Annotated in this window: 25 protein-coding genes and 1 tRNA gene; 16 read left to right on the forward strand and 10 right to left on the reverse strand. The window is 64.4% G+C overall.

Annotated features, from left to right (window positions below):
- Nucleotides 1–40 precede the first annotated feature (40 nt).
- Nucleotides 41–526, reverse strand: coding sequence for an outer membrane protein assembly factor BamE (locus tag TSA1_RS18440; protein WP_174718965.1), 486 nt, complete (start codon nucleotides 524–526; stop codon nucleotides 41–43).
- Nucleotides 527–624: 98 nt separating this feature from the next.
- Here TSA1_RS18440 and TSA1_RS18445 point away from each other — a divergent pair, with 98 nt between their 5' ends.
- The 8 genes from TSA1_RS18445 to TSA1_RS18480 all read left to right on the forward strand — a co-directional run bounded on the left by TSA1_RS18445 (nucleotide 625) and on the right by TSA1_RS18480 (nucleotide 6,389).
- A complete protein-coding gene (locus TSA1_RS18445; RefSeq protein ID WP_100177596.1) occupies nucleotides 625–1,176 on the forward strand; it encodes a ubiquinol-cytochrome C chaperone family protein in 552 nt (183 codons plus the stop codon).
- Nucleotides 1,173–1,742: a YceD family protein gene (locus tag TSA1_RS18450; protein WP_100177597.1), complete on the forward strand. Its 570-nt coding sequence runs from the start codon at nucleotides 1,173–1,175 to the stop codon at nucleotides 1,740–1,742. Before TSA1_RS18445 ends, TSA1_RS18450 begins: the two co-directional genes overlap by 4 nt.
- A gap of 301 nt (nucleotides 1,743–2,043) precedes the next feature.
- Nucleotides 2,044–3,105 (forward strand): phosphate acyltransferase PlsX, encoded by a 1,062-nt coding sequence (gene plsX, locus TSA1_RS18455; RefSeq protein ID WP_100177598.1) that lies wholly within the window; start codon nucleotides 2,044–2,046, stop codon nucleotides 3,103–3,105.
- Nucleotides 3,102–4,082 carry a beta-ketoacyl-ACP synthase III gene (locus TSA1_RS18460; protein ID WP_100177599.1) on the forward strand — a complete coding sequence of 327 codons (981 nt, stop codon included), beginning with the start codon at nucleotides 3,102–3,104 and terminating at the stop codon, nucleotides 4,080–4,082. Before plsX ends, TSA1_RS18460 begins: the two co-directional genes overlap by 4 nt.
- Nucleotides 4,083–4,216: 134 nt before the next feature.
- Nucleotides 4,217–4,558: an integration host factor subunit alpha gene (locus TSA1_RS18465; protein WP_018456841.1), complete on the forward strand. Its 342-nt coding sequence runs from the start codon at nucleotides 4,217–4,219 to the stop codon at nucleotides 4,556–4,558.
- Nucleotides 4,559–4,582: 24 nt separating this feature from the next.
- On the forward strand, nucleotides 4,583–5,164 hold the full coding sequence (locus TSA1_RS18470) for a MerR family transcriptional regulator (protein WP_100177600.1): 582 nt from the start codon (nucleotides 4,583–4,585) through the stop codon (nucleotides 5,162–5,164).
- A gap of 130 nt (nucleotides 5,165–5,294) precedes the next feature.
- Nucleotides 5,295–5,372 (forward strand) — tRNA-Pro (locus tag TSA1_RS18475).
- A gap of 393 nt (nucleotides 5,373–5,765) precedes the next feature.
- Complete coding sequence (locus TSA1_RS18480) at nucleotides 5,766–6,389, forward strand: hypothetical protein (protein ID WP_100177601.1); 624 nt, start codon at nucleotides 5,766–5,768, stop codon at nucleotides 6,387–6,389.
- Nucleotides 6,390–6,522: 133 nt separating this feature from the next.
- Here the strand turns inward: TSA1_RS18480 and TSA1_RS18485 are convergent, their stop codons facing one another.
- The 4 genes from TSA1_RS18485 to TSA1_RS18500 form a co-directional block, all read right to left on the reverse strand.
- Nucleotides 6,523–6,999 carry a TetR/AcrR family transcriptional regulator gene (locus tag TSA1_RS18485; RefSeq protein ID WP_347338566.1) on the reverse strand — a complete coding sequence of 159 codons (477 nt, stop codon included), beginning with the start codon at nucleotides 6,997–6,999 and terminating at the stop codon, nucleotides 6,523–6,525.
- A gap of 118 nt (nucleotides 7,000–7,117) precedes the next feature.
- Nucleotides 7,118–7,690 carry a BA14K family protein gene (locus TSA1_RS18490; RefSeq protein WP_430649767.1) on the reverse strand — a complete coding sequence of 191 codons (573 nt, stop codon included), beginning with the start codon at nucleotides 7,688–7,690 and terminating at the stop codon, nucleotides 7,118–7,120.
- A gap of 134 nt (nucleotides 7,691–7,824) precedes the next feature.
- Nucleotides 7,825–8,688 (reverse strand): transglutaminase family protein, encoded by an 864-nt coding sequence (locus tag TSA1_RS18495; protein ID WP_100181203.1) that lies wholly within the window; start codon nucleotides 8,686–8,688, stop codon nucleotides 7,825–7,827.
- A gap of 279 nt (nucleotides 8,689–8,967) precedes the next feature.
- Nucleotides 8,968–9,591 carry a TetR/AcrR family transcriptional regulator gene (locus TSA1_RS18500; protein ID WP_100177602.1) on the reverse strand — a complete coding sequence of 208 codons (624 nt, stop codon included), beginning with the start codon at nucleotides 9,589–9,591 and terminating at the stop codon, nucleotides 8,968–8,970.
- Between the two features lie 120 nt (nucleotides 9,592–9,711).
- Between TSA1_RS18500 and TSA1_RS18505 the strand changes: the two genes are divergently transcribed.
- On the forward strand, nucleotides 9,712–10,686 hold the full coding sequence (locus TSA1_RS18505; RefSeq protein ID WP_100177603.1) for an alpha/beta hydrolase fold domain-containing protein: 975 nt from the start codon (nucleotides 9,712–9,714) through the stop codon (nucleotides 10,684–10,686).
- A 134-nt stretch (nucleotides 10,687–10,820) separates the two neighbouring features.
- On the opposite strand, the gene TSA1_RS18510 is transcribed toward TSA1_RS18505, so the two are convergent.
- Complete coding sequence (locus TSA1_RS18510; RefSeq protein WP_245448343.1) at nucleotides 10,821–10,988, reverse strand: hypothetical protein; 168 nt, start codon at nucleotides 10,986–10,988, stop codon at nucleotides 10,821–10,823.
- 656 nt (nucleotides 10,989–11,644) lie between these two features.
- Between TSA1_RS18510 and TSA1_RS18515 the strand changes: the two genes are divergently transcribed.
- Together TSA1_RS18515 and TSA1_RS18520 are read left to right on the forward strand one after the other, a co-directional pair.
- Nucleotides 11,645–12,616 (forward strand): SDR family NAD(P)-dependent oxidoreductase, encoded by a 972-nt coding sequence (locus TSA1_RS18515; protein ID WP_100177604.1) that lies wholly within the window; start codon nucleotides 11,645–11,647, stop codon nucleotides 12,614–12,616.
- Nucleotides 12,617–12,878: 262 nt separating this feature from the next.
- Nucleotides 12,879–13,994 (forward strand): alpha/beta hydrolase family protein, encoded by a 1,116-nt coding sequence (locus TSA1_RS18520; protein ID WP_100177605.1) that lies wholly within the window; start codon nucleotides 12,879–12,881, stop codon nucleotides 13,992–13,994.
- A gap of 15 nt (nucleotides 13,995–14,009) precedes the next feature.
- Here the strand turns inward: TSA1_RS18520 and TSA1_RS18525 are convergent, their stop codons facing one another.
- Nucleotides 14,010–14,516 carry a MarR family winged helix-turn-helix transcriptional regulator gene (locus tag TSA1_RS18525; protein WP_100177606.1) on the reverse strand — a complete coding sequence of 169 codons (507 nt, stop codon included), beginning with the start codon at nucleotides 14,514–14,516 and terminating at the stop codon, nucleotides 14,010–14,012.
- Nucleotides 14,517–14,908: 392 nt separating this feature from the next.
- Between TSA1_RS18525 and TSA1_RS18530 the strand changes: the two genes are divergently transcribed.
- Nucleotides 14,909–16,465: a porin gene (locus TSA1_RS18530; protein ID WP_100177607.1), complete on the forward strand. Its 1,557-nt coding sequence runs from the start codon at nucleotides 14,909–14,911 to the stop codon at nucleotides 16,463–16,465.
- Between the two features lie 282 nt (nucleotides 16,466–16,747).
- Here the strand turns inward: TSA1_RS18530 and TSA1_RS18535 are convergent, their stop codons facing one another.
- The 3 genes from TSA1_RS18535 to TSA1_RS18545 all read right to left on the reverse strand — a co-directional run bounded on the left by TSA1_RS18535 (nucleotide 16,748) and on the right by TSA1_RS18545 (nucleotide 18,640).
- Nucleotides 16,748–17,224 (reverse strand): GcrA family cell cycle regulator, encoded by a 477-nt coding sequence (locus tag TSA1_RS18535; RefSeq protein ID WP_100177608.1) that lies wholly within the window; start codon nucleotides 17,222–17,224, stop codon nucleotides 16,748–16,750.
- Between the two features lie 75 nt (nucleotides 17,225–17,299).
- Nucleotides 17,300–17,497, reverse strand: coding sequence for a hypothetical protein (locus tag TSA1_RS18540; RefSeq protein ID WP_007603456.1), 198 nt, complete (start codon nucleotides 17,495–17,497; stop codon nucleotides 17,300–17,302).
- A 201-nt stretch (nucleotides 17,498–17,698) separates the two neighbouring features.
- On the reverse strand, nucleotides 17,699–18,640 hold the full coding sequence (locus tag TSA1_RS18545; RefSeq protein ID WP_100177609.1) for an acetamidase/formamidase family protein: 942 nt from the start codon (nucleotides 18,638–18,640) through the stop codon (nucleotides 17,699–17,701).
- Nucleotides 18,641–18,807: 167 nt separating this feature from the next.
- Between TSA1_RS18545 and TSA1_RS18550 the strand changes: the two genes are divergently transcribed.
- From TSA1_RS18550 to TSA1_RS18565, 4 genes are read left to right on the forward strand one after another with little or no spacing between them, the layout of a single operon-like run.
- On the forward strand, nucleotides 18,808–19,575 hold the full coding sequence (locus TSA1_RS18550) for a YdcF family protein (protein WP_174719317.1): 768 nt from the start codon (nucleotides 18,808–18,810) through the stop codon (nucleotides 19,573–19,575).
- A 55-nt stretch (nucleotides 19,576–19,630) separates the two neighbouring features.
- A complete protein-coding gene (locus TSA1_RS18555) occupies nucleotides 19,631–20,413 on the forward strand; it encodes a DUF169 domain-containing protein (RefSeq protein ID WP_100177611.1) in 783 nt (260 codons plus the stop codon).
- 9 nt (nucleotides 20,414–20,422) lie between these two features.
- Complete coding sequence (locus TSA1_RS18560; protein ID WP_100177612.1) at nucleotides 20,423–21,601, forward strand: saccharopine dehydrogenase family protein; 1,179 nt, start codon at nucleotides 20,423–20,425, stop codon at nucleotides 21,599–21,601.
- A gap of 5 nt (nucleotides 21,602–21,606) precedes the next feature.
- Nucleotides 21,607–22,782 (forward strand): saccharopine dehydrogenase family protein, encoded by a 1,176-nt coding sequence (locus tag TSA1_RS18565; RefSeq protein ID WP_100177613.1) that lies wholly within the window; start codon nucleotides 21,607–21,609, stop codon nucleotides 22,780–22,782.
- The last annotated feature ends 139 nt before the right edge of the window (nucleotides 22,783–22,921 follow it).

Raw genomic sequence — 22,921 nt, forward strand, 5'->3', positions numbered from 1 at the left:
CCAACCGGCGTCCACGTCGCTCGAAAAAAGAGCTGGCGACCTAGTTGAAGCTGAGCAGCTTGAACAGCGGCGCGAGGTAGCTCATCTCCTGACCCGACGTCGCCGTGGTCCGGCTGATGAAGTCGAAGATCTTGCCGTCCTGCAGGCCGTAATTCGCCAACCGGCGCACGCGCCGGTTCTTGTCGAAATAGACCGCGATCACGCGCTGGTCGATCACCTTCTGGTTCATGAAGGCGACCATGCGCTCCGAGCGCTGCGAGATGTAGTAGAACACCTCGCCGTCGAGGGTGGCGACGGTGGAGGGCGTGCCCATCACGATCAGCACCTGATCCTGGCTCGCGCCGATCGGAATCTGCTCCAGCGCGCCGGGCGGCAGGATGTAGCCCTTCTGGAACTGTTCGCCGGTGCAGCCCGCAAGAGCGGCGCCGACCACGGCCATTGCGGCGAGCATGCGCAAGCCGCGCCAGCGTGCATGAAGGCCGCGCCGCTTGTCCGCGCGCAGGCTGGTCTGGTTCGTTATCGTCATCGTGGAACTGATTCCGTCCCCTTGCGTCGCGCGAGGCGCTGAAGTACCGGGCTGGGCGACTGAATGCAACTCGCGCGCGCCCGCTTGCGGAAACCACAATGCTTTGGCCGTTCAATCACTTCAGGAAACCCCGGCTAACCCCGCCGGGCACCATTGAAGCCATCTATGGCATGATCGTGACGCAGGCGCGAGAACCCATATTTTACCGCGACTTGGGCGTGCCTGATACGGTTAACGGGCGTTTCGACCTGTTGCTGCTGCATCTGTGGCTGTTGCTGCGACGCCTGCGCACGGTCCGGAGCGCCGCGGAGCTGTCGCAGGCGCTGTTCGACCGCTTCTGCGAGGATATGGACGACAATCTGCGCGAGATGGGGGTGGGCGACCAGACCGTGCCGAAGCGGATGCGGGCCTTCGGCGAGGCCTTTTACGGCCGCGTCCAGGCCTATGACCTTGCCGTCGAGGCCGGCGGCGAGGCACTGGCAGAGGCGATCTGCAAGAATATCTTGAATGGGACAGGCCTGGACCAGGCGAAGCGGCTCGCGGCCTATGCCCGAGCCAGTGAGGCCGCTCTCGGCCAGGCCGACGAGGCCGCGCTGCTGCGGGCCTCCTTCAGCTTTCCTCCAGCGCGCAGCGAGGATGTCACGCCATGAGCCGACCAAATACCGGATCCGCGCCCGATCCCTGGCGGGCGCCCGTCATCGTCGCCCAGGTCCCCGATACCGGCCTGCATCGCGAGTTCGAGGCCTCGGCCGCCGCGCGGCAGGCCATGGCGGAGCTCGCGGGCGTGCGGGAGATCCTGTCTGCCGAAGCCGATTTCGACGTGCTGCCCAAGAGCGGCGGCCGGGTTCAGGTGACCGGCACCATCAGGGCCAGGGTCGGCCAGACCTGCGTGGTCACGCTCGATCCGATCGAGAGCGAGATCGAGGAGGAGGTGGACCTGATGTTCGCCCCCGAGGCCGAGGCGCGGCGCCTGGCCGACCTGATCGAGGAGGGCCAGGACGGCGACGATCCGCCCGAGGTCGCCGATCCGCCGGAGGCCATCGTCAATGGAATCATCGACCTCGGCCGGGTCGCCACCGACGCCCTGTTCCTGGCGATCGATCCCTATCCGCGCAAGCAGGGGGCCGTGTTCGAGGCAGAGGTCACCGCCCCCGATCCGGAGGACCATCCGTTCGCGGCGCTGAAGGCGCTGCAGGACAGCAAGAAGGACCGGTAGCGGGGCGCTTCTGCGGGAGATCGCCTTGCCGGGGTGCGCGAGGCATTTCCCGGGATGGTTTCAAACATGCCCTTATCTATCTGATTTCAATATGTTCCTTGCCGATTCCGGGATTCGCGGCCGGATCGCCCAGAAAGCAAAAGGCTGGGGGCAAGAGGTTGTTTCGGGGTAACAAAACGCTATTGTCGCGCCCCGGTCCGGGTGCGGCGTGGCGCTTGGCCGGGTCGCCATGTCCGTGGCGAACCCATCCGCGGCCCCCGCTGCTCCAAGACCGCACCAGACCAGGTTTTCCAGGACTTTTATGCCAAGCAAGGTTCGCATCGCGCTGGACGCCATGGGCGGCGACGTCGGCCCTGCCGTGGTCATTCCGGGCGCGGCCATCTCGCTTGGGCGGCACCGCGATAGCGAGTTCCTGCTGGTCGGCGACCGCGCCAGGATCGAGGCGGAACTCGAGAAGCACCCGAAGCTGAAGGCCGTCTCGAAGATCGTCCACACCGATGTGGCCGTCGGCATGGACGACAAGCCGAGCCAGGCGTTGCGGCGCGGCCGCAAGACCTCCTCGATGTGGATGGCGATCGACGCCGTCAAGCGGGGCGAGGCCGATGTTGCGATTTCGGCCGGCAATACCGGCGCGCTGATGGCGATGGCCCGGTTCTGCCTGCGCACGCTGCCGGGTATCGACCGCCCGGCCATCTCCGCGATCTGGCCGACCAAGCGCGGCGAATCCGTGGTGCTCGATCTCGGCGCCACGCTCGGCGGCGACGCCCACCATCTGGTGTCGATGGCGGTGATGGGCGCGGCCAAGGCGAGCGTGCTGTTCAACAAGAAGCGGCCGACCGTCGGCCTGCTCAATATCGGGACCGAAGAGGTCAAGGGCCACGAGGAGATCCGCGAGGCCAGCGAGATCCTGCGGGCCAGGAACCTGCCGGAGCTCGACTATATCGGCTTCGTCGAGGGGGACGGCATCGGCAAGGGCGTCGCCGACGTCATCGTCACCGAAGGCTTCAGCGGCAACATCGCGCTCAAGACCGCCGAGGGAACCGCCCGGCAGATGGCCGAGTTGCTGCGCAACGAGTTGCAGCGGAGTTGGCTGACCAAGCTCGGCTACCTCTTGGCCCGCCGCGCCTTCCAGGCCCTGCGCGACAAGATGGATCCCAACAAGTCCAACGGCGGCGTGCTGCTGGGACTGAACGGGATCGTGGTCAAGAGCCATGGCGGAACCAGCGCCGAAGGCTTTGCCTATGCGATCGATGTTGGCTATGAGATGGCTCACTACGATCTCCTGAACAAGATCAATCAGATGCTCAACCGCGAGGGTGGTGCACTCAATTCCGTGCAGGCCGCGCAGGAGGCTGTTTCGTGACTCAAATTCGTTCGGTCGTGCTCGGCTGCGGCTCCTATCTGCCGGAGCAGGTGGTGACCAACGCCCAATTGGCGGCGCGTATCGACACCTCCGACGAGTGGATCGTGCAGCGCACCGGCATTCGCGAGCGGCACATCGCGGCCGAGGGCGAGTTCACCTCGCATTTGGCGATCCGGGCGGCGCAGGCCGCGCTCAGCGATGCCGGCCTTGACGCGCAGTCGATCGACCTGATCGTGCTGGCGACCTCGACGCCGGACAACACTTTCCCCGCGACCGCCGTCGCCGTGCAGCACGGGCTCGGCATCAACCACGGCGCGGCCTTCGACCTGCAGGCGGTGTGCTCGGGCTTCGTGTTCGCGCTCGCCACCGCCGACAATTTCCTGCGCACCGGCGCCTTCAAGCGCGCGCTGGTGATCGGCGCCGAGACCTTCTCGCGCATCCTCGACTGGAACGATCGCGGCACCTGCGTGCTGTTCGGCGACGGTGCCGGCGCGGTGGTGCTGGAGGCGCAGGCGCAGCCGGGCAAGGCGGCGACCGACCGCGGCGTGGTCACGACTCACCTGCGCTCCGACGGTCGCCACAAGGCAAAGCTGTTCGTCGACGGCGGGCCGTCCTCGACCCAGACCGTCGGCCATCTGCGCATGGAGGGCCGCGAGGTCTTCAAGCATGCGGTCGGCATGATCACCGACGTGATCGTCGACGCCTTCGAGGCGACCGGGCTCAATGCCGAGACCATCGACTGGTTCGTGCCGCACCAGGCCAACAAGCGAATCATCGACGCTTCCGCCCACAAGCTCCACATCGCGCCCGAGAAAGTGGTGCTGACGGTGGACCGTCACGGCAACACCTCGGCCGCCTCGATTCCGCTGGCGCTGTCGGTGGCGCGCAAGGACGGCCGCATCAAGAAGGGCGACATGGTTCTCATGGAGGCCATGGGCGGCGGCTTCACCTGGGGCTCGGCGATGGTGCGCTGGTAGAGCCACAGTCGATAAAATTTTGCCGGAATCAGCCGCCATTATCGATGCGCGTGCATTGATGAGCGCTGTTGACCGCCGTAACGTAAGCTCATAATTTCAGACAACAATTGTTCGCCGTGATGTGGGGCAGGGCGATGACCGATCAAAGTAAAACCGTAACGCGTGTCGATCTGTGCGAAGCCGTCTACCAGAAGGTGGGCCTGTCGCGCACGGAATCCTCTGCGTTTGTGGAACTCGTGCTGAAGGAGATCACCGACTGCCTGGAGAAGGGCGAGACGGTGAAGCTATCCTCGTTCGGCTCCTTCATGGTGCGCAAGAAGGGCCAGCGCATCGGCCGCAACCCGAAGACCGGCACCGAGGTGCCGATCTCGCCGCGCCGCGTCATGGTGTTCAAGCCGTCGGCGATCCTCAAGCAGCGGATCAACGCCCAGCACCGCACCAACGGCGACGCCAGCAAGGCGCAACCCGAGGCGTAACCGCCTTTCGAAGAGGATTGGCATTTGGACAAGGCGCCGGATGCGTTCCGAACCATCAGCGAAGTAGCGCAGGAGCTCGACATCCCGCAGCACGTGCTGCGGTTCTGGGAGACCCGCTTCTCCCAGATCAAGCCGATGAAGCGCAGCGGCGGCCGCCGCTATTACCGCCCCGACGACGTCGACCTGCTCAAGGGCATCCGCCGGCTGCTCTACGGCGAGGGCTACACCATCCGCGGCGTGCAGCGGATCCTCAAGGAGCATGGCGTCAAATCGGTGCAGGGCCTCGCCGACAGCGCCGCCGCGGTCTCGTTCGGCGCGATCGAGGACGCCATCGGCGCGAGCCTGATGGAGCCCGAGGACGAGGAGGCGCCGATCAAGGGCGTCGCCGATGCCGACGATGACGATTACCAGGGTGACGAGGAGGAAGGCATCGACTTCCGCTTCACCGAGGTCGACGACGAAGAGATCCTCACCACCTTCCGCAAGGGCGGCACGCCCGCCGCCCCGGCCGGCCCCAGCGCGCTGGACCGGGAGCGCCTCGGGAAGGTGCTCGCCGACCTCGTCGCGTGCCGCGAGATGCTGGATCAGGCCCTGAACGACGGCTAGAGGCGGTCTTCGGACCGCTTGCGGCCAGTTCCCCGGGGCGCCCTGCGCGCAAAGCCGATCGAGGAGAGGCACCAAAATGCTGCGGCCTCGCCTTGCGCATCGCGCCGATCCTAGCTAATGGAACGACGTTCGGAGCGTGGCGCAGCCCGGTTAGCGCACTAGTCTGGGAGACTAGGGGTCGGAGGTTCAAATCCTCTCGCTCCGACCATTTTACCCTTTGATTCCCGTAACCATCGTTTCTGCGATTCTGACAGGCGGTTCTTACGTCGTACCGCCATCGTTTTTCGCTTTGCGCGCGCCATTGTGCAGATCTGCGACGACGCCGGTGATGCGCTCGGAACGGAAGCAGATGTAGCGCAGCGTCGGGCGCTCGTTTTCGTGCGTGAGCGGCCGTGCACCATCTTCAGCGCGGCACCAGCGCCAGCCGGGGATGTTCTCCTAGGCGAAGAAGCCGGCCATTGTTCTGTGGGTGTAAACTGCGACAGATCCAGCGTGATGATGTGGCGTCTTGGGATGTCCACAGCGCTGCGATTCTCAATCTAGACGGGCGAGCGCATGAGATTAGTATAGACCGATCGCAACTTTAGGTCAGGTTATATTCGTGAGTATAGTCACTGAGTGGTGGGAGAAAATTTGGGCGGAGCGTCGTGTCATCAAGCGGGCTCCATCCAGCTTTCTGCTGGCTCTCTTTTCGAGTGTTGTCCTTGTCGGCGCGGCGATATGGTCCTTCTTGGGGGATCGCTTCGAAACTCGGATCAAAAATCTAGAGACTGCCACTGCGGTTAAAGAGGCAGAAATCAATATGTGGAAGGCGTCCGTTGGCATGAAAGATCAGCAGATCGCCTTGCTACGATCTACATCCACGTCTCCGGCTCCAAGCTCGGGTCCGTATGCAGCAAGCGCTAGCGTGACAATCCAGTTCGCCTCTGACGTCACGAAAAACTTCCCGATTCTGAAGGACAGCGCCAATATTTGGCGTTGGAACTTTACAACAACTAAGCTTACGGTGAACAATCAACCATCCAACTCGCTTTATTCTGGCTACGCGATCTTTTTGGTCTTTGATAAACCCGTCGACTTCAAGCAGGTTTCTGTTACTTCCTCAAAGCCTGAAGCTCTTCCAAAGTGGACGCTCGCTGATTTCTCCGAACGCACCGCGATGGTGATGTTTTCGGGCGAGCTTGCCGACCAAGCCATCACAATCAGGACGGGTAACAGTTCGTAGAGGTTCTTTCTTGTGGCGGGGCGGCTGGCGTCCGCTAGGCTGTTGGCGGACTCCAGTTCAGACAAGATTAGGGTAATGCCGAGGCGTGCCGCACGCGTTCTTTCTCTGATAGTCAAAACGGCCGGTAAAAGCGTTACCTCAAATACCCCGCCACCATCCTCGTCGTCTCGTCCGCCAGCGTCCGAACCATCTTCTCCGACAGCATCTCGGCGCCGTGCAGCACCGTGTTGTACGCGATCGCTTCGATCGCGCTGACGCAGATGAAGGTTGCGGCGTCGAGGTCGACCTTGCGCATCTCCTTGCGGCGGCTTTCGAGATAGGTGCGCACCAGCGTCTGGATCTCTCGGTTGTAGGCTTCGACGTCTTTGAGCTGGCCGGTGCGCCGGATCTGCTCGGCGAGCACCCGATGCAGTTTCGGATTGATGCGGTGGGCTTCGATCGCGACGGTCACGAGTCTGCGCAGGGCTTTCTCGATCGGGAGGTCCGCGACCTCCGCGTGCGCTGAGCGGACGATCCCGATGATCTCAGAGCGTGCGACGAAGCCGCTACTCTGGGGCTGAACAAAGCCGCCTCCGCGAACGCCGAAGCCAGTTCGCGGTGACCAGCGGATTCACTAGCCGAAGCAGCGCGCCATCCGGGTCTTCGGAGTTCATCGCAGATGATGGCCGCGACTATCGCGGCCAATCGGTTCGCACCGCATTGGAGAACCGAGACTCAGGTTGCCGGCCTTACGGGCAGGGATGCCGCAGGCCATCATAGCCGAGATAGGTGCCGGAATACGGGTCATAGGACCTGAAGCGTTGGGCGCAATAGCCCACCGCGTCGCCAATATAGGGAGGCGGAGCGACATAGACCGGCCCGTAATAGCCGGGATAGCCGGGGCCGTAGCCGTAATACCCATAGGGTCGCGTTGCGCCAATGATCGCTCCGCCGATCAGGGCGCCGGCGATGCCTGCACCAATTCCAATTCCTGCACCGCCACGATAGCCGCCGTGCCAGCCGCGGCGATATTGCACGGTCTCGACCGATGGCGCCACCGCGCTACGCAGCATTAGCGGGGACGTTAGTGGCGCCGCAGTGACGGGCGCGGCGAGCCACGGCGTGGTGGCGACGACGAGCGCAACAAGCATAGTCCTGGACGACTTGTTCATGACAGCATCTCCAATGCGTTTTTGGGTAGCGCGGCCGTCTGCGGCGGCATCTTCGAAAAGGATCGACCAATAATGGTCCAGGAAGGCTGACTTGAATTGATCTGGCGCAACGTGGGCGCGCATCGATCGGACAAACTTGATCTTGTTCATTGGAGACATCTGCGCCTTGCGCGCGAACCAATGGCCGATCTTTCCTCATATCCGCAGTCGCGCACGCGTGTCGGCTGGTCTTCTCAGATTGTTGGTGGGCTGATCTGCCTGGCGGCCATCCGCCGAAGGTCGATCTAAGACGTGACGAAAACTTCTACGGACATCCCGGCGAAGGCGCCGGTGCTGCCGACGAAACTGCCGGACACCGGGATCGTCTGCCGGATGTCGCGCGCGAGCGCGACCGGGATCAGATTGAAGCCGCCGAGGCTGCGGTTGGTCGGGTCGAATGTGATCCAGCCGGCTCCAGGTACGAAGACCTCCGCCCACGCATGGGTTGATCCCGCACCGCTCGACCCGATGCTGCGTTGGTCTGGATTGTAAAGATAGCCGGACACGATTCTGGCTCCGAATCCGAGCATGCGCGCGGCCTCGGTGAACAGCACGGCGAAATCCCGGCATGATCCCCAGCCACGATTCAGGGTTTCCACCGGCGTTTGGGTGCCCTCGTCCTCACGGCTCTGATACCGGACAGCTTCGGAAACGCCGACGCTGAGGTCTTTTAGCAGTGACAGCGTGTCAGTCCGACTTCCTCGAACGAACATTTGCGCCCAGTTTCGCAGGACTCCCGCCGAGTCCGAGAACTGGGGGAGGGCCAGGGCGCCGAGATCGGTCCAGTCGTCGTCGGAATAGCGGAAGGGGTAAGACATGGCCGAGACCGCGATATCGAACACTGGCCACGCGACGGCGTCGAGCTGAAGCTCCGCGACGCTGGCGATCGCCAGAGTGGAGGCCGTCATCTGAAACGTGGCCGTCGCGATTGCATTGCCGAACACATCGTGCGCCCAGGTCAAGGCCGCGGGCGGGGTGACCGTGATATTGCTCGAAATCAAGCGAAGCTCGCGGCTTTCGCGCGGACGAAGCATCAGGCGGTGCGGCAACAGGCGCACGGGCTCGTTGAATCGATACGTCGTCGTGTGCAGAACCTTCAGTGTTGTCAACGAAAGCTCCATCGGCGGCGACGTCGGATCAGGACCCTCGTCCGTGGCCAGCGCGGGAAGTATGGCGAGTTGGACGTGCCCATGCAAATGTGTGGACGTCGTGTCGGCGCGCCGATCCTGGGTGGTCGAGGCGGCCGGGAGGAACGCTCCATGACAAGACGGCCACCGCTTCCCAAGCATTTGAGCCGCCCCCGGGCGATCGCCATCGGACGGCAGATTCGGGAGCCTCGAGAGTGTCGGCTTCGCTAGCAGTACATCTGCCGACGCATCGACCGAGACCTACCTCAAATACCCCACCACCAACCGCGTCGTCTCGTCCGCCAGCGTCCGTACCATCTTCTCCGACAGCATCTCGGCGCCGTGCAGCACGGTGTTGTGCGCGATCGCTTCGATCGCGCTGACGCAGATGAAGGTTGCGACATCGAGGTCGACCTTGCGCATCTCCTTGCGGCGGCTTTCGAGATAGGCGCGCACGAGGGTCTGGATCTCGCGGTTGTAGGCTTCGACATCCCTGAGCTGGCCGGTGCGCGGGATCTGCTCGGCGAGCACGCGATGCAGTTTCGGATTGATGCGGTGGGCGTCGATCGCGACGGTGACGAGTTTTCGCACCGCCTTGTCGATCGGCAGGTCCGCGACCTCCGCGAGCGCGGCGCGGACGATGCCCATGATCTCCTCGTTGTGGCGGTCGATCACGGCGGCGACGAGCGCTTCCTTGCTCGGGAAGTATTGATAGAGCGAGCCGACGCTGACGCCGGCGACTTCCGCGATCCGGTTGGTGCTGGCCTTCTCGAAACCATCGCGGACCAGAATGCGAGCGGTCGCCTCGACCAGCGCGTCGACGGTGGCGCGGGAGCGCTCCTGGGAAGCATTTTTGCGAGGTTTTGTCGGCGGTTGGCGAGCCACGATGTTGTGATCCGAATGCGAGTATGAAAAGCGAGCGAATGCTCACATTATATCGGCGGGTGGCGGTGGGTCGGCAAGCCCGTTGTCGCCGTGTCGAAACAGCCATGTGGGGATGTGGCCATGAGCGTCGCCAGACTAGTGTCGGCCTTGCAGTTCTGCCCCGGCGGTTGCCTGTCCAGTCCGCCGGCCCGGCGCGATCCGGCCCCAAGCCTGCAGAGCCGCGCCTTCAACATGGTGCTCTCCCTGCTGCCCCACAAGAAGCAGCTGGCATCAGCCGAAGCGGTGCACGCGCATGTGCAGAAGCTCGCACTTAAGCCTGTCACCTTCGAGCCGACGGGGCTCGGCCGCGGTGTCGAGGCGACGCTGACGAAGATGGGCGGATGGCCGGTCTATTACACCGCGCCGTCCTCGGGCCATGAGGGCTGCAACTTCGTCATGTTCCTGCATGGCGGCGGCTACATCAACGAGATCGTGCCGGCGCATTGGCGCTTTGTCGGCGAGATGACGCGCAAGGCGAACGTCGTCTGTGTCGTGCCGATCTATCCGCTGGCGCCGCGCGCCACCGCGAAGGACGTGGTGCCGGCGACGGCCGAGATCTTGCGCATGCTGCTGGAGGACGCGGGGTCTGCCAAGGTGACAGTGGTCGGCAACTCCGCCGGCGCGGGGCTCGCGCTTGCCGCGTGCCAATGGCTGCGCGATCGCGGGCATCGGCAGCCGGACCGGATGGTGCTGATCTCGCCCGCCGCCGATGCCTCGGTCAGCCGTCCCGAGCAGATCGAGATCGCCAAGCGCGATCCGCTCCAGGACATTCCGGGGATCGTCGAGGCCGGGCATCTCTATGCCGGCGCGCTCGATATCGGCCATCCCTTCGTCAGCCCTCTCAACGGCGCCTTCCGCGCGCTGGCGCCGATGACGATCTTTTCGGGCACGCGCGATCTGCTCTACCCCGACAGCGTCGACCTTGCGGCGCGGGCGAGGGCGGTGGGCGTGCCGGTCGAGCTGCATCTGCTGCGTGACCAGCCGCACAATTATGCGCTGATGCCGACGCCGGAGGGACGGCGCGCGCGGGCGATGATCTTGCAGGCGGTGGCGTGATTGAAAGAGGCGTGTGATCGTTGTCACAGGACGCGCGCCGTCTCGTCACGACTGGCGCGGTGCGGCCCGTCGGAGGCGGCCTCCGGGGCGTTTCCTCGTATCCGTAGGCTTGTATCCGTAGTCTTGCGGGGCCGTCAGGCGTGGCCCTTGATCTCGTAGTGGCCGGGCACGCATTTGTACCGATCCAGGCGCCAATTGGCGTGATAGATCGGATGCTCGCCCATCCATTTCGCGAGCGGTGCCTGTGCGCCGACCGCACATTGCATCATCGAAATCTCGGGCGTCATGTTGCTGTCGGTCACGATTTCCTCGACGCAACTGCCTGAGCTAGCTGCGCTAAGCCGGCAGAGCACGGCTACGACGGTCACGAACATTCCTGTCACCTCATCGGTAGTTGCAGACCACGAAGAGGATGCAAGCGGAGTGCCAGAGCCTGTGACACGCAAACAACACGCTGGCCTGGCCGACTCGACCCAGCGTCCGAGGTCCATTTGACGATTCGGATTGTAAAAAATTTGCCCATAAACCGAAGCCGGACAAATACGGGAACCGCAGTCATACTGCTCCCGGGCGGCCGGCATGCCCCCCAACGATGCGCCTTGGCGACCACCGACCAAGCGCCTCGTCCCTCGAGACGACCGCTTCGCGGTCTCCTCAGGCTCTCAGGATGAGGCTGGGCGGCATCGGTGCGAGCTGAAATTGGCGCAACGTAATCCGCCCTCATCCTGAGGGCCCGCCCGCGGCGGGCGTCTCGAAGGATCTGCCGCGGGTGGGACTGCCTCGCATGCAACGGGTTGCCTCGGGAGCAATAGTCCGCGCGCCGAAATAACTGCTGCCGAAGATTGCATCGCCGATCCGCTTTCATTTGCGGATGCGGCGCTGCTACATTTCGCGCGCGCCCCAATCAGCGGCGCGGCGACAAAGAAACATACCGACAAGGGGAGGGGCCGAAAGTCCCATGAAGGATTTCGCAGGAAAGATCGCGGTCATCACCGGCGGCGGCACGGGAATGGGGCGGGAGCTCGCGCGGCAGCTCGTGGCCGAGGGCTGCAACGTTGCGATGTGCGACGTCTCGGAAGCCGCGATGGCGGAGACCAAGCGGCTCTGCGAGACCGAGAAGCTGCCGCAGGGCCTGCGCGTCACGACGCATGTCGCCGACGTCGCGATCGAGGATCATCTGAAGCGTTTTCGCGACGAGCTCGCCGAGCAGCAGAAGACCGACAGGATCCATCTGCTGTTCAACAATGCCGGCATCGGCGGCGGCGGCAGCCTGTTCACCAACACGCGCGAGCAGTGGGAGCGCACCTTCAACATCTGCTGGGGCGGCGTCTATCTCGGCGTGCGCACCTTCCTGCCGATGCTGGTCGCCGCGGACGAGGCGCACATCGTCAACACCGCCAGCGTCAACGGCTTCTGGGCCTCGATCGGCATGGGGCAGGCGCACACCGCCTACAGCTCGGCCAAGTTCGCGGTGAAGGGATTCACCGAAGCGCTGATCAACGATTTGCGCCTGCACGCGCCGCACGTCAAATGCTCGGTGGTGATGCCCGGCCATATCGGCACCTCGATCGTCTCGAATTCGCGCAAGGTGCAGAGCGCCGACGGTTCGGAGCGGCTCAATCCTGACGAGGTCGCGCTGACGCGCAAGCGCATGGTCGCGGCCGGCGTGCCGGATGCCGACAAGATGTCGGACGAGGACATCCAGGCGGTGTTCGCCGAGCGCGCCCGCAGCTTCCTGGAGGATGCGCCGACAACGGCCGCGCAAGCCGCGAAGATCATTCTCGACGGAGTGAAGGCAGAGCGCTGGCGCATCCTCGTCGGCGACGACGCCAGGCGGCTCGACGAGCGCGTGCGTGCAACGCCCGAGCAGGCTTATGACCGCGCCTTCTACGAAAGTTTCACGCAGGAGGTCGGCTGGCGGCTCGGTTGAGGCGCCGCGCCGGCAGCCGTCGGCGCGCGCGCCCATGTAGGTATGATAGTCATCATGACAAGAGGTGCGCGCCTGATATTGCGTGCCACCTCTTGCCAATGTTCAGGCCCGTATGCCGAATTGGAATGTCATGCATGCGTCACGGATCATCGTTCAAGCGATGGTGATCTCAAACGCCTGTAATGCCACGCGCGACGCCTTGGTCGGGGAACTGAAATGGTTTAGTCAATCGGGAGTAACGCGAGATAGAGCGTAGCTCCCGATGATACCCGCATGCCTCTCCGACGACTGGACCCTTTGCCCGGAGCGAGAGGACATCTCCGCTGAATTCACGCGGTTGCTGACCGCGGCGCAGGAGGGCGGCGCCACCATCGCCGAATGCCTGATGATCGCGCGGCATCTCGAGAGCGGCGACGACCGGTCCTGGCACCGCGAGTGGAAGCGGCTGGCGCAAGCCAACCGGCAGCGCGCCGAGGCCGCCTTCGCGGAAGGCCATCTGGCCAGCGCCCAGCGCAACTGGCTGCGCGCCATGAACTACTATGGCGCGGCGGCGATGCCGCTCGACCAGGCCGACGAGCGCCGCTGGGTCGCCGTGCTCGCGATGCAGGAATGCGCGCGCCGCTACCTGTCGGCGCGCAGTCCCGCCGGCGAGGTCGTGACGATCCCCTGGCTCGACGGACACGCGTTGCAGGGTTATTTCCTGCCGGCACCTTCGGGAGGCGTGCGGGCTCCGACCGTGATCTGTATCGGCGAGCCCGGCCACCGCAAGGAGGAGTTCCTGTACAAGCTCGTGCCGCACGCGCGCGAGCGGGGCTTCTCGATGCTGGCGCTGGACCTGTTCGGCGATCGGCGCGACGACTACATCGACGTGCTGCTCCGGCGCGGAGATCTCGAGAGCGCGATTCCCTGCGTGATGGACCATCTGGAAGCGCGCAGCGACGTCGATTTCGCGCGGGTCGGGATCATCGCCGATGGCTGGGGCTCGTCCTTCGTGGCCCGCGCAGTGCTGCAGGAGCCGCGGCTCGCCGCCGCCGTCTGCGACGGTGGCCTGTGGGACCTGCACGAGCGGGCGTTTTTTGCCAGCCGGTTCGCGCTGAGCGACGTCGGCATCGTGCCGGTGCCGCATGCGCCGCTGATGGCCTCCAGCGCCGATTGTCCGGTGCTGATCACACTCGGCGAGGACGGCTGGCTCAAGGCCGACCGGGCGCGGCAGCTCGTCCAGAGCTCCCGGCACGGCGCTTCGGATGTGATGCTGAAGGTGTTCACGGCGGCCGAGACCGGCGCGGCGCAGGCCCATGCGGACAATCCGAGCCTCGCCAATGAGTACATCTTCGACTGGCTCGAATCGCGGCTCGGTGCCGCCGCCCGGCGGATCTGAGCCCCGTTCTCGGCCTTAGAGGTCGAGCGAGATCCGGACGCAGGCCTTCTCGAGGCGGTTCTTCAGCGTCGCCAGCTTTGCGGTGAATTCCGTCAGCTCGTCCTCGTCAAACTCCTGGAAGACGAATTCGCGAATCGTCTTGTACTGCTCGTTGAGGCTTGCGATGTGCTTCTGCGTCTTGTCGGTCAGCGACAACCGCACTACGCGGGCGTCGGTCAGCGAGGGGCGACGGCGCAACAGCGCCTTCTTCTCGAGCAGCTTGGACTGCGTGGTGATGAAGGACGGATCCACGTGGAGCAGCTTGGAGACGACGTTGACCGGGATGCCGTCGTCCTTGTCGAGGTCGGAGATGGCCATCAGAATCAGCCATTGCGGGCCGCTGATGCCGAGCGTCTTCGCCCAGAACTGACGCAATTCCTCCAGGTGCATGTTGATCGACGATATCTCCCAGGTGAAACGCCGGATGATATCCAGGTTGCCGATCGAGCGCATTCGCGCTCCTTCTTTCCTCGTCGCGGACACAGCGTCACTCCCGTGGACGATAGTTCAGGCCGATGTTCGTGGAGGGCCATAGTCCACGCAAGCCTGCTCTGACGCAAGTGCAGAGCAGGCTAATTTCGTCATTAGAGATACAAAGATGATCAGCTCAAGGATTGGCCCCGCAGGCATACGGTGTGGCGCGCGGGGCACAGGTCGGCTGAAACCACAAAGCTGATCTAATAAACTATTTTGATTAGTGAACGACGCGCTGCATATTGTTCCCCGACGGTGGGGGGTACTCGATCGTCCCGCTGCAGGTGGTTCGCTCACGTTCCTCGCGCATGGCCGAGGGTGTCCGAAAGCGACCGAGCGGAATTGAGAGATGGGGATCTGGGGGGCCTCACGGTCCGGTCTCCGCAACTTGGAGGTTTTATATGAGAGTGGTGAAGAGCCTTTTGCTTGGCACTGCGGCGGGTCTGATCGCCGTCGGTGGAGCCCAGGCGGCCGATCTTCCGGTCAAGGCCAAGGCAGTCGAGTACGTCAAGATCTGCTCGCTGTACGGCGCGGGCTTCTACTACATCCCGGGCACCGACACCTGCATCAAGCTGGGCGGCTATGTGCGTGCTGAAGTCGCGCTCAACGCCGGCGGCAACTACAGCGCCCAGTACAACGGCGTGTTCGCGGCCAACAACCGCCTGAACAACTACTACTCGATGCGCGCTCGTGAAGATCTCAACATCGACACGCGCACCGCGACCGAATACGGCGTCGTCCGCACCTATTTCGACGCGGTGTTCACCTGGACGACTGGCAATTACGGCGGGACCGGCTCCGGCACGGGCGCGACCCAGTACAGCGGCTCGATCGGCCTCAACGCGGCCGGCACCGGCCTCACCGGTTCGGGCGGCGGCAGTGTCAACGGCACCGACGGCAACCTCTCGGGCGGCTCGCTCGGCGTCTACTACGCCTTCATCCAGTTCGCCGGCTTCACCATGGGTAAGGCGGTGTCGCAGTTCGACGCGCCCTGGATCAACTATCCCGGCAACAACTTCGACCAGCTCGTCGGCGGCAGCGGCTCCACCAACGGAGTCGCGCAGTTCACCTACACGGCCGATTTCGGCCAGGGCATCACGGCGGCGTTCTCGGCGCAGGACCAGACGCAGGTCTACCAGACCAGCCTCTGGAACACGGCCGGCATGTCCACCACCGGCGTGCTCGGCGGTGCGTACGGCTCGAACGACATCGGCGGCAGCCGCTCGCCCGACCTCGTCGCGATGGTTCGCGTCGATCAGGCCTGGGGTCTGTTCCAGGCGTCGGTCGCTGCGCACGACAACCATGTCGCCTATTACGGTGCCTCCGAAGCCACCGGACATCCCGAAGACAAGTGGGGCTGGGCCGTTCAGCTCGCCCTGGGCATCAAGAACATCCCGACCGGCGCAGGCGACGTGATCAACATCTCGGGCGTCTACACCGAGGGCGCGAGCCGCTACAACTTCCAGGAGCTGGCCGCGACCAGCTACTCGATGTTCGGCAGCTCGAACGCCGCCTATCAGAGCATCGGCTTTGCCGGCGTGTCTGACGCGGTGTTCGCTCCGGGCGGCCAGCTCGAGCTGACCAAGACCTACGGCTTCCGGGGCGCCTACACCCACAACTGGAACCCGTACTGGAACACGGCGCTCTACGGCGCGTGGGCTGCGGTCAACTACAGCGGCACCGCGAAGGGCCTGATCTGCGGCAGCGCCGCGTTCGCCACCCTGACCGGCACCTGCAACCCGGACTTCAACATCGGCCAGGTCGGTGTCATCACCCGCTGGACGCCGGTGAAGAACCTGACCTTCTCGGCTGACTTCACCTACAGCCACCTCGATCAGAAGTATTCGGGCGTGATCACGACCGGTGCGCTGACGGGCGTCGCCAAGCCGGCGACAACCTACGAGCTGAAGGACCAGGACACCTACAGCCTGCTGCTGCGCGCCCAGCGCAACTGGTAAGCTTGACGTCCATCGATGCGACAAGGCCCCGGCGGGACACCGCCGGGGCTTTTTGTTTGCGAAGATCTTCGCAATCCGATCGTCCGTGCGGCGGACGAAGACGAGCTATGCGATTCAATCGCCTCGAATTAATTTACTTACCTGAGTTACTAAGCTATATGACTCTCAGCCAAATACGAAAGTTGCGGCTCTTAGCTTCACGCTAAGCCTCTAGGAACCTCCGGTGATGCCCCACCGGAGGTTTTTCATTTCGGATCGCAGCTCGATGCGTCGCGCAATGATCTAGCCGCGCATCATTCGGGCGCGCGAATTCGGCCGGTAGGCGAGGCGGCTGTGGCCGGCGCAATAGGACTGACCGTCGGGCGCGGAATTGCCGCAGAAGCAGAAATCCTCGGCGCCCGGCGTCGAGATCGGCCAGCGGCAGCGGTTCTCGGCAAGCTCCAGCAGCGAGCAGCGATTGGCCTCGTCGATGGGACCCGTGACCACGGGGGCATCGGTCTCGCCATAGATCGTGGCGAGCATCTCATATTGCAGCCGCGGCACGGCCCGCACCCTTGCCGGCGCAGAGCCTTTGTCCTGAACCTTGCGGTCGTCGACGGTCCGGCCACGCGTCAGATTGAGGCGGGACAGCTTGCCGATCACGGCATTGCGGCTGACGCCAATGTCGGCGGCGATCTCGCGGCAGGAGAGGCCGGCCTCGAAATGCTGCTTCAGAAGTTCAATTCGTTCGTCGGTCCAGGTGGGTGAGAGAACTGGCATTTGTAAACGGTCCCAGGTTGCAGATGTCGGCCATCCGCCGCTCGAGATCCGTCCGCTTCACGCACCGGCGCGCGCTCACGTCCTGCCATTGTCGCGGATCGACAAAAGCCCGTCCTTGATGGCGAGACGGATGCCTTCCTCGATCAAGGTCCGTGCGACGCCGGGAACGCTGGTGCCGTGGGTGCCCTGTCTCACCAACTTCTCCAGGTAGGTGATGGTCGAGAGCGCCAAAGTTACGGGAATACGGTCAGTCTCGGCTTTTTCGGTGGCCATGGCCCGAACGCTAGCCTCTTACTCAGGTACATAAAAGTAACGATTAAGACTCTATTTAGGTTCAGGGGCGGAAGTCAAATGCAGGCTGGGCCTGATGCACAGCATGTTGGAATCGCAGGGGAAATTACCAACGACTCAGCGCGCCGCACGGCAGACCGGGCGGCGGCGGGGGCGTCAACAGGTCGGCAGGAGTGGCCGGGCTCAGCCGTGCGCGACGGCCTTTTCGATCATGCAATGGATCCCTTTGGCGCCGTTGACGGTCTGGGTCACCCGCAGGTCAGCCGCCAGACTGCACAGCGTGTAGGCATCCTCGCGCGACAGGTTTCGTCGTTCGCCGAGCAGGGCGATCATGTCGCGCAGCGCGCGCACCACGCACTGGTCGAGGTCGGGGTCCATCGCCATGGTCATGTAGTGCGTCGCCGTCTCGGCGCGGGGATAGTCGAACCTGAGGTCCTTGCGTACCGTCAGGCGGAAGCGGCCCTGGAGCGCCGTCTCGATCGCGGTGACGCAGACCTCGCCGTCGCCTTGCACGCCATGGCCGTCGCCGCAGGAGAACATCGCGCCCGGCACGAACACCGGCAAATAGAGCGTCGCGCCTGCACCCAGCTCCTTGTTGTCGAGATTGCCGCCCATGGCGCGCGGGATCAGCGAGGAGATACGGCCCCAGGCAGGCGGCGGCGAGACGCCCATCACGCCGAAGAACGGCTTGAGCGGCAGGTCGAGACCCCACGGCATGCGACCGGTCATCCGCGTCCGGTCCAGCGGAATGTTCAGGATGCGCGTCTCGTGGAAATCGTCGGGCAAGGTGCCGGACAGCGGCTTGATCATGTTCCAGCCCCAATCCTGCCGGAGCTGAACGTCGAGGATCTCGACTGCGAGCACGTCGCCGGGCTCGGCGCCTTCGACCGCGATCGGTCCGGTGAGGATGTGGCCCGGCAGCATGCGCTCGTTGCTCGCATGAACCTCGTGCATCTCGGGCGGAATGTGAAACTTGTCGCGGTCGGGCAGCATGTCCGGGCCGCCGCTGATGGTGTCGACGGTGACCTCGTCGCCACTCGCGATGGTGAGGACCGGCTTGAGGGCGGCTTCGAAGAAGCCCCAATGGCAGGTTTTGGGGCTGGAATGCAGGTGATGATGGGTCATGTGCCGCGTCCGGTTGCTTTCCTCAGGCCGGGCTTGACCCGGCGATCGATCCTCTTTCAAGAAGATTTCTGAAGATGGCAGGGCGGGTCAAGCCCTGCGCAGACTGGCACGGCCATCCCAGCGAGGCTCCCCTGTTTTTCGTTCTGTCCAAGACAATCGGCACCGCGCTGCTGCCGATCAACCTTCTGGTCGAGCTCGGCATCGTCTCGCTGCTGCTGATGGCGACGCGTTTTGCCGCGCTCGGCCGCAAGCTGGCCGTGACCACGCTGGTGTTGCTGGCGCTGGCGGCGTTCTCGCCGCTCGGCAATCTCCTGATCTATCCGCTGGAGTCGCGGTTTCCGGCGTGGGACGCCGCGCGCGGCGCGCCCGACGGCATCATCGTGCTTGGTGGCTCCGTCGACACCGATCTGTCGGCGGCACATCGCACGCCGGTGGTCGCGCATGCGGCCGATCGTCTGTTCGCGCCAGCCGAGCTCGCGCGCCGCTATCCGAATGCGCGCATCGTGTTTACCGGGGGGACCGCGAACCTGGTTTCGACCGAGGCGAAGGAGGCCGATTATTCCGCGCCCATCCTGGAAAATCTCGGCATACCGAAGGAGCGCCTGATCCTCGAGCGCAATTCGCGCAACACCTGGGAGAATGCGATCTTCACGAAGGAGCTGGTGAAGCCGAAGCCGGGCGAACGCTGGCTTCTGGTGACGTCGGCCTTCCACATGCCGCGCTCGATGGGAATCTTCCGCAAGGCCGGATTCGACGTCGAGGCCTATCCGGTGGACTGGCGGATGGGCGGACGTGACGATCTCTTCTCCTTCACCAACATGGGCGCGGACGGGCTCGGCCGAACCGAGGTCGCGGTGCGCGAGTGGATCGGCCTGGTGGCTTACCGCCTGATGGGCAGGACCGGCGAGTTGCTTCCGGGTCCTGCGAAGGACTAGAACGAAGACCGCAAAACAAGAACATGCGGCGAAACGCGCCGCTCCGGAGGAAGCCATGCAACAGCAGAGCGCAGACAGTATCGATCTTGCCGGCCTCGTCGCCGATCTCAACGGCCTGCTGCGGCTGAAGACGACTGTGATCGGCATGAAGCTGTTTGTGCGCGCCGCGGACATGGAGGCGATCCCGAAGATCCGGCGGCCGAATGCGATCCACACCACCGACCAGATCGTCAGCATGGCCTCGCGGCTGGGCTGGACTGTCGGCATCACCGCCGATGATCTCGTCGGCGCGCAATGCCGCGCCGTGATCGGCCTCGCGCCACAGGACGAGAAATGGCTCGCCGGCGAAAGCTATGTCGGGGTCTGGCACGGCACCGCCGAGGACGCGCGCAAGCGCCAGGAGGCGCTGGACGTGGTGCCGTTCGGACGGTATCAGGCGCTCGCCGTCAGTCCGCTCGCGAGCGGAAGGCTCAATCCGCCCGACATCTGCCTCGTCTATGCGACGCCCGGGCAGATGATCATCCTGATCAACGGGCTGCAATATACCGGCTACAAGAAGTTCGAATGGGGCGTGGTCGGCGAGACCGCTTGTGCCGATTCCTGGGGGCGGGCGCTCAAGACCGGGGAGCCCAGCCTGTCCTTGCCATGCTATGCCGAACGGCGCTATGGCGGCGTGCCGGACGAGGAGATGCTGATGGCCTTGAAGCCCACGCATCTCGCCAAGGCAATTGAGGGCATGAAGGCGCTCGCCAAGAACGGGATGCGCTATCCGATTCCGCCCTATGGTATCCAAAGCGACGTCCGTGCCGGCATGGGCGTGAGCTACGCGAAGAAGTGAAGGACGGCCATGAGCTCTGCGAAATTCGACATCGTCGTCTACGGTGCGACCGGTTTCACCGGCCAGCTCGTCGCCGAATATCTGACTCAGCATTACAAGGGCGACCACGGGCTCAAATGGGCGATGGCCGGCCGCAGTCTCGGCAAGCTCAAGTCGGTACGCGACGCGGTCGGCGCGCCCGGAAATACGCCGCTGATCGTCGCGGATGCGTCGGACGCGGCCTCGCTGAGGGCGATGGCGGAGCAGACGATGTCTGTCATCACGACGGTCGGTCCGTATCAGCTCTATGGCGAAGAGCTGTTGGCTGCCTGCGTCGCCACCGGCACGGACTATTTCGATCTCTGCGGCGAGCCGATCTGGATGCGGCAGATGATCGACAAGTACGAGGGGGCGGCAAAGGAGAGCGGTGCGCGCATCGTGTTCTCCTGCGGCTTCGATTCCGTGCCCTTTGAGCTCGGTACTTTCTTCGTGCAGGAAGAGGCCAAACGCGTGTTCGGCGCGCCCGCCGCGCGCGTGAAGGGCCGTGTGCGCGACATGCGCGGCACGCTCTCGGGCGGCACGGCGGCGAGCGCGAAGGCAACCTTCGACGCGGTGGCCAAGGACATCAGCCTGATCGCGATCCTGAACGATCCGTTCGCGCTGACGCCGGGCTTCACCGGACCGAAGCAGCCGAAGGGCAACAAGCCGCTGATCGAGGAGGATCTCAATTCCTGGGCCGCGCCGTTCATGATGGCGCTGATCAACACCCGCAACGTCCATCGCTCCAACATGCTGATGGGCTTTCCCTACGGCCAGGATTTCGTCTACGACGAGATGGTTCTGACCGGTCCGGGCGAGAAGGGCGAGGCCAACGCCAAGCGCGTGATGGCCGCCAACGCCGAGAAGACCGGCCCGAACGCGCCGAAGCCGGGCGAGGGGCCGTCGAAGGAAGAGCGCGAGAACGGGCTGTTCGATCTGCTCTATGTCGCGATCGCGCCCGACGGCCGCATGGTCCGCGCCGGCGTCACCGGCGACCGCGATCCCGGCTACGGCTCGACCTCGAAGATGATCTCCGAATGCGCGATGTGCATGCTGCGTGACGTGACGGACGTGCCGGCCGGATTCTGGACGCCGGGTGCAGCGATGCAGCACAAGCTGATCAAGCGGCTGCAGGACAATGCCGGGCTGGCGTTCAGGGTGGAAGCGTAAGGTCGGTGTCCGCAAAGTTCGACATCGTCGTCTATGGCGCGACGGGGTATACCGGCCAGCTCGTCGCCGAGTACCTCGCCGCGCATTACGTCGTTGACGGCGCGCCGACATGGGCGATGGCGGGGCGCAGCAGAGACAAGCTCGTATCCGTTCGCGATGCGATCGGCGCGCCCAGGGAGACACCGCTCATCGTGGCGGACGCGGCCGATCCCGCCTCGTTGCAGGCGATGGTCGATCAGGCGAAGCTGGTCGTCACCACCGTCGGTCCGTACCAGCTCCATGGCTCCGATCTGCTTGCGGCCTGCGTCGCATCCGGCACCGACTACATGGATCTCTGCGGCGAGCCGATCTGGCTGAAGCAGATGATCGACAAGCATGAGGCGGCTGCCAAGGCGAGCGGCGCGCGCATCATGTTCTCCTGCGGCTTCGACTCCGTCCCGTTCGAACTCGGTGCGTTCTTCGTGCAGGAGGAAGCCAGGCGCGTGTTCGGAGCGCCTGCGTCTCGCGTCAAGGGACGCGTCCGCGACCTCAGCTGGAAGTTCTCCGGCGGCACCTCGGCGAGCGCGAGGGTCACCTTCGAGGCAGTCGCGCAGGATCTCAGCCTGGTCTCGATCCTCAAGGACCCCTTCGCATTCACGCCCGGCTTCGAGGGGCCGAAACAGCCGCGCGGCAACAAGCCCGTTTTCGAGGAAGACCTGCAATCCTGGTCCGCCCCGTTCGCGATGGCAACGCTGAACACGCGCAACGTCCATCGCTCCAACATGCTGATGGGTTTCCCGTATGGCCGGGATTTCGTCTACGACGAGATGGTGTTGACGGGAGCGGGGGACGAAGGGCAGGCCAACGCAAAGCTCGTCATGGCCGCCAATGGCGAAAAGACCGGTCCCAAAGCGCTCAAGCCGGGCGAGGGGCCGTCGAAGGAAGAGCGCGACAACGGTCGTTACGACCTGCTCTATGTCGCGATCGCGCCCGACGGCCGTCAGGTTCGCGCGGCGGTGAAGGGCGATCTCGATCCCGGCTATGCCTCGACGGCGAAGATGGTTTCCGAATGCGCGATCTGCCTGCTGCGCGACGCGACAGACGTTCCGGCCGGTCTCTGGACCCCGGGCGCGGCGATGCAGCACAAGCTGATCAGGCGGCTGCGGGACAACGCGGGACTGAAGTTCGAGGCGGAGACGTAGTTCTTCGCCTCTCCCCGCTTGCGGGGAGAGGCCGACGCGCGGAACGCGCGGCGGGTGAGGGGGAGTCTCCGCGAGTCTCACTGGCAACGTCCCTGCGGAGGCACCCCCCCCCCCCCCCCCCCCCCCCCCCCCCCCCCCG

Source organism: Bradyrhizobium nitroreducens (assembly GCF_002776695.1).
Lineage (GTDB): Bacteria > Pseudomonadota > Alphaproteobacteria > Rhizobiales > Xanthobacteraceae > Bradyrhizobium > Bradyrhizobium nitroreducens.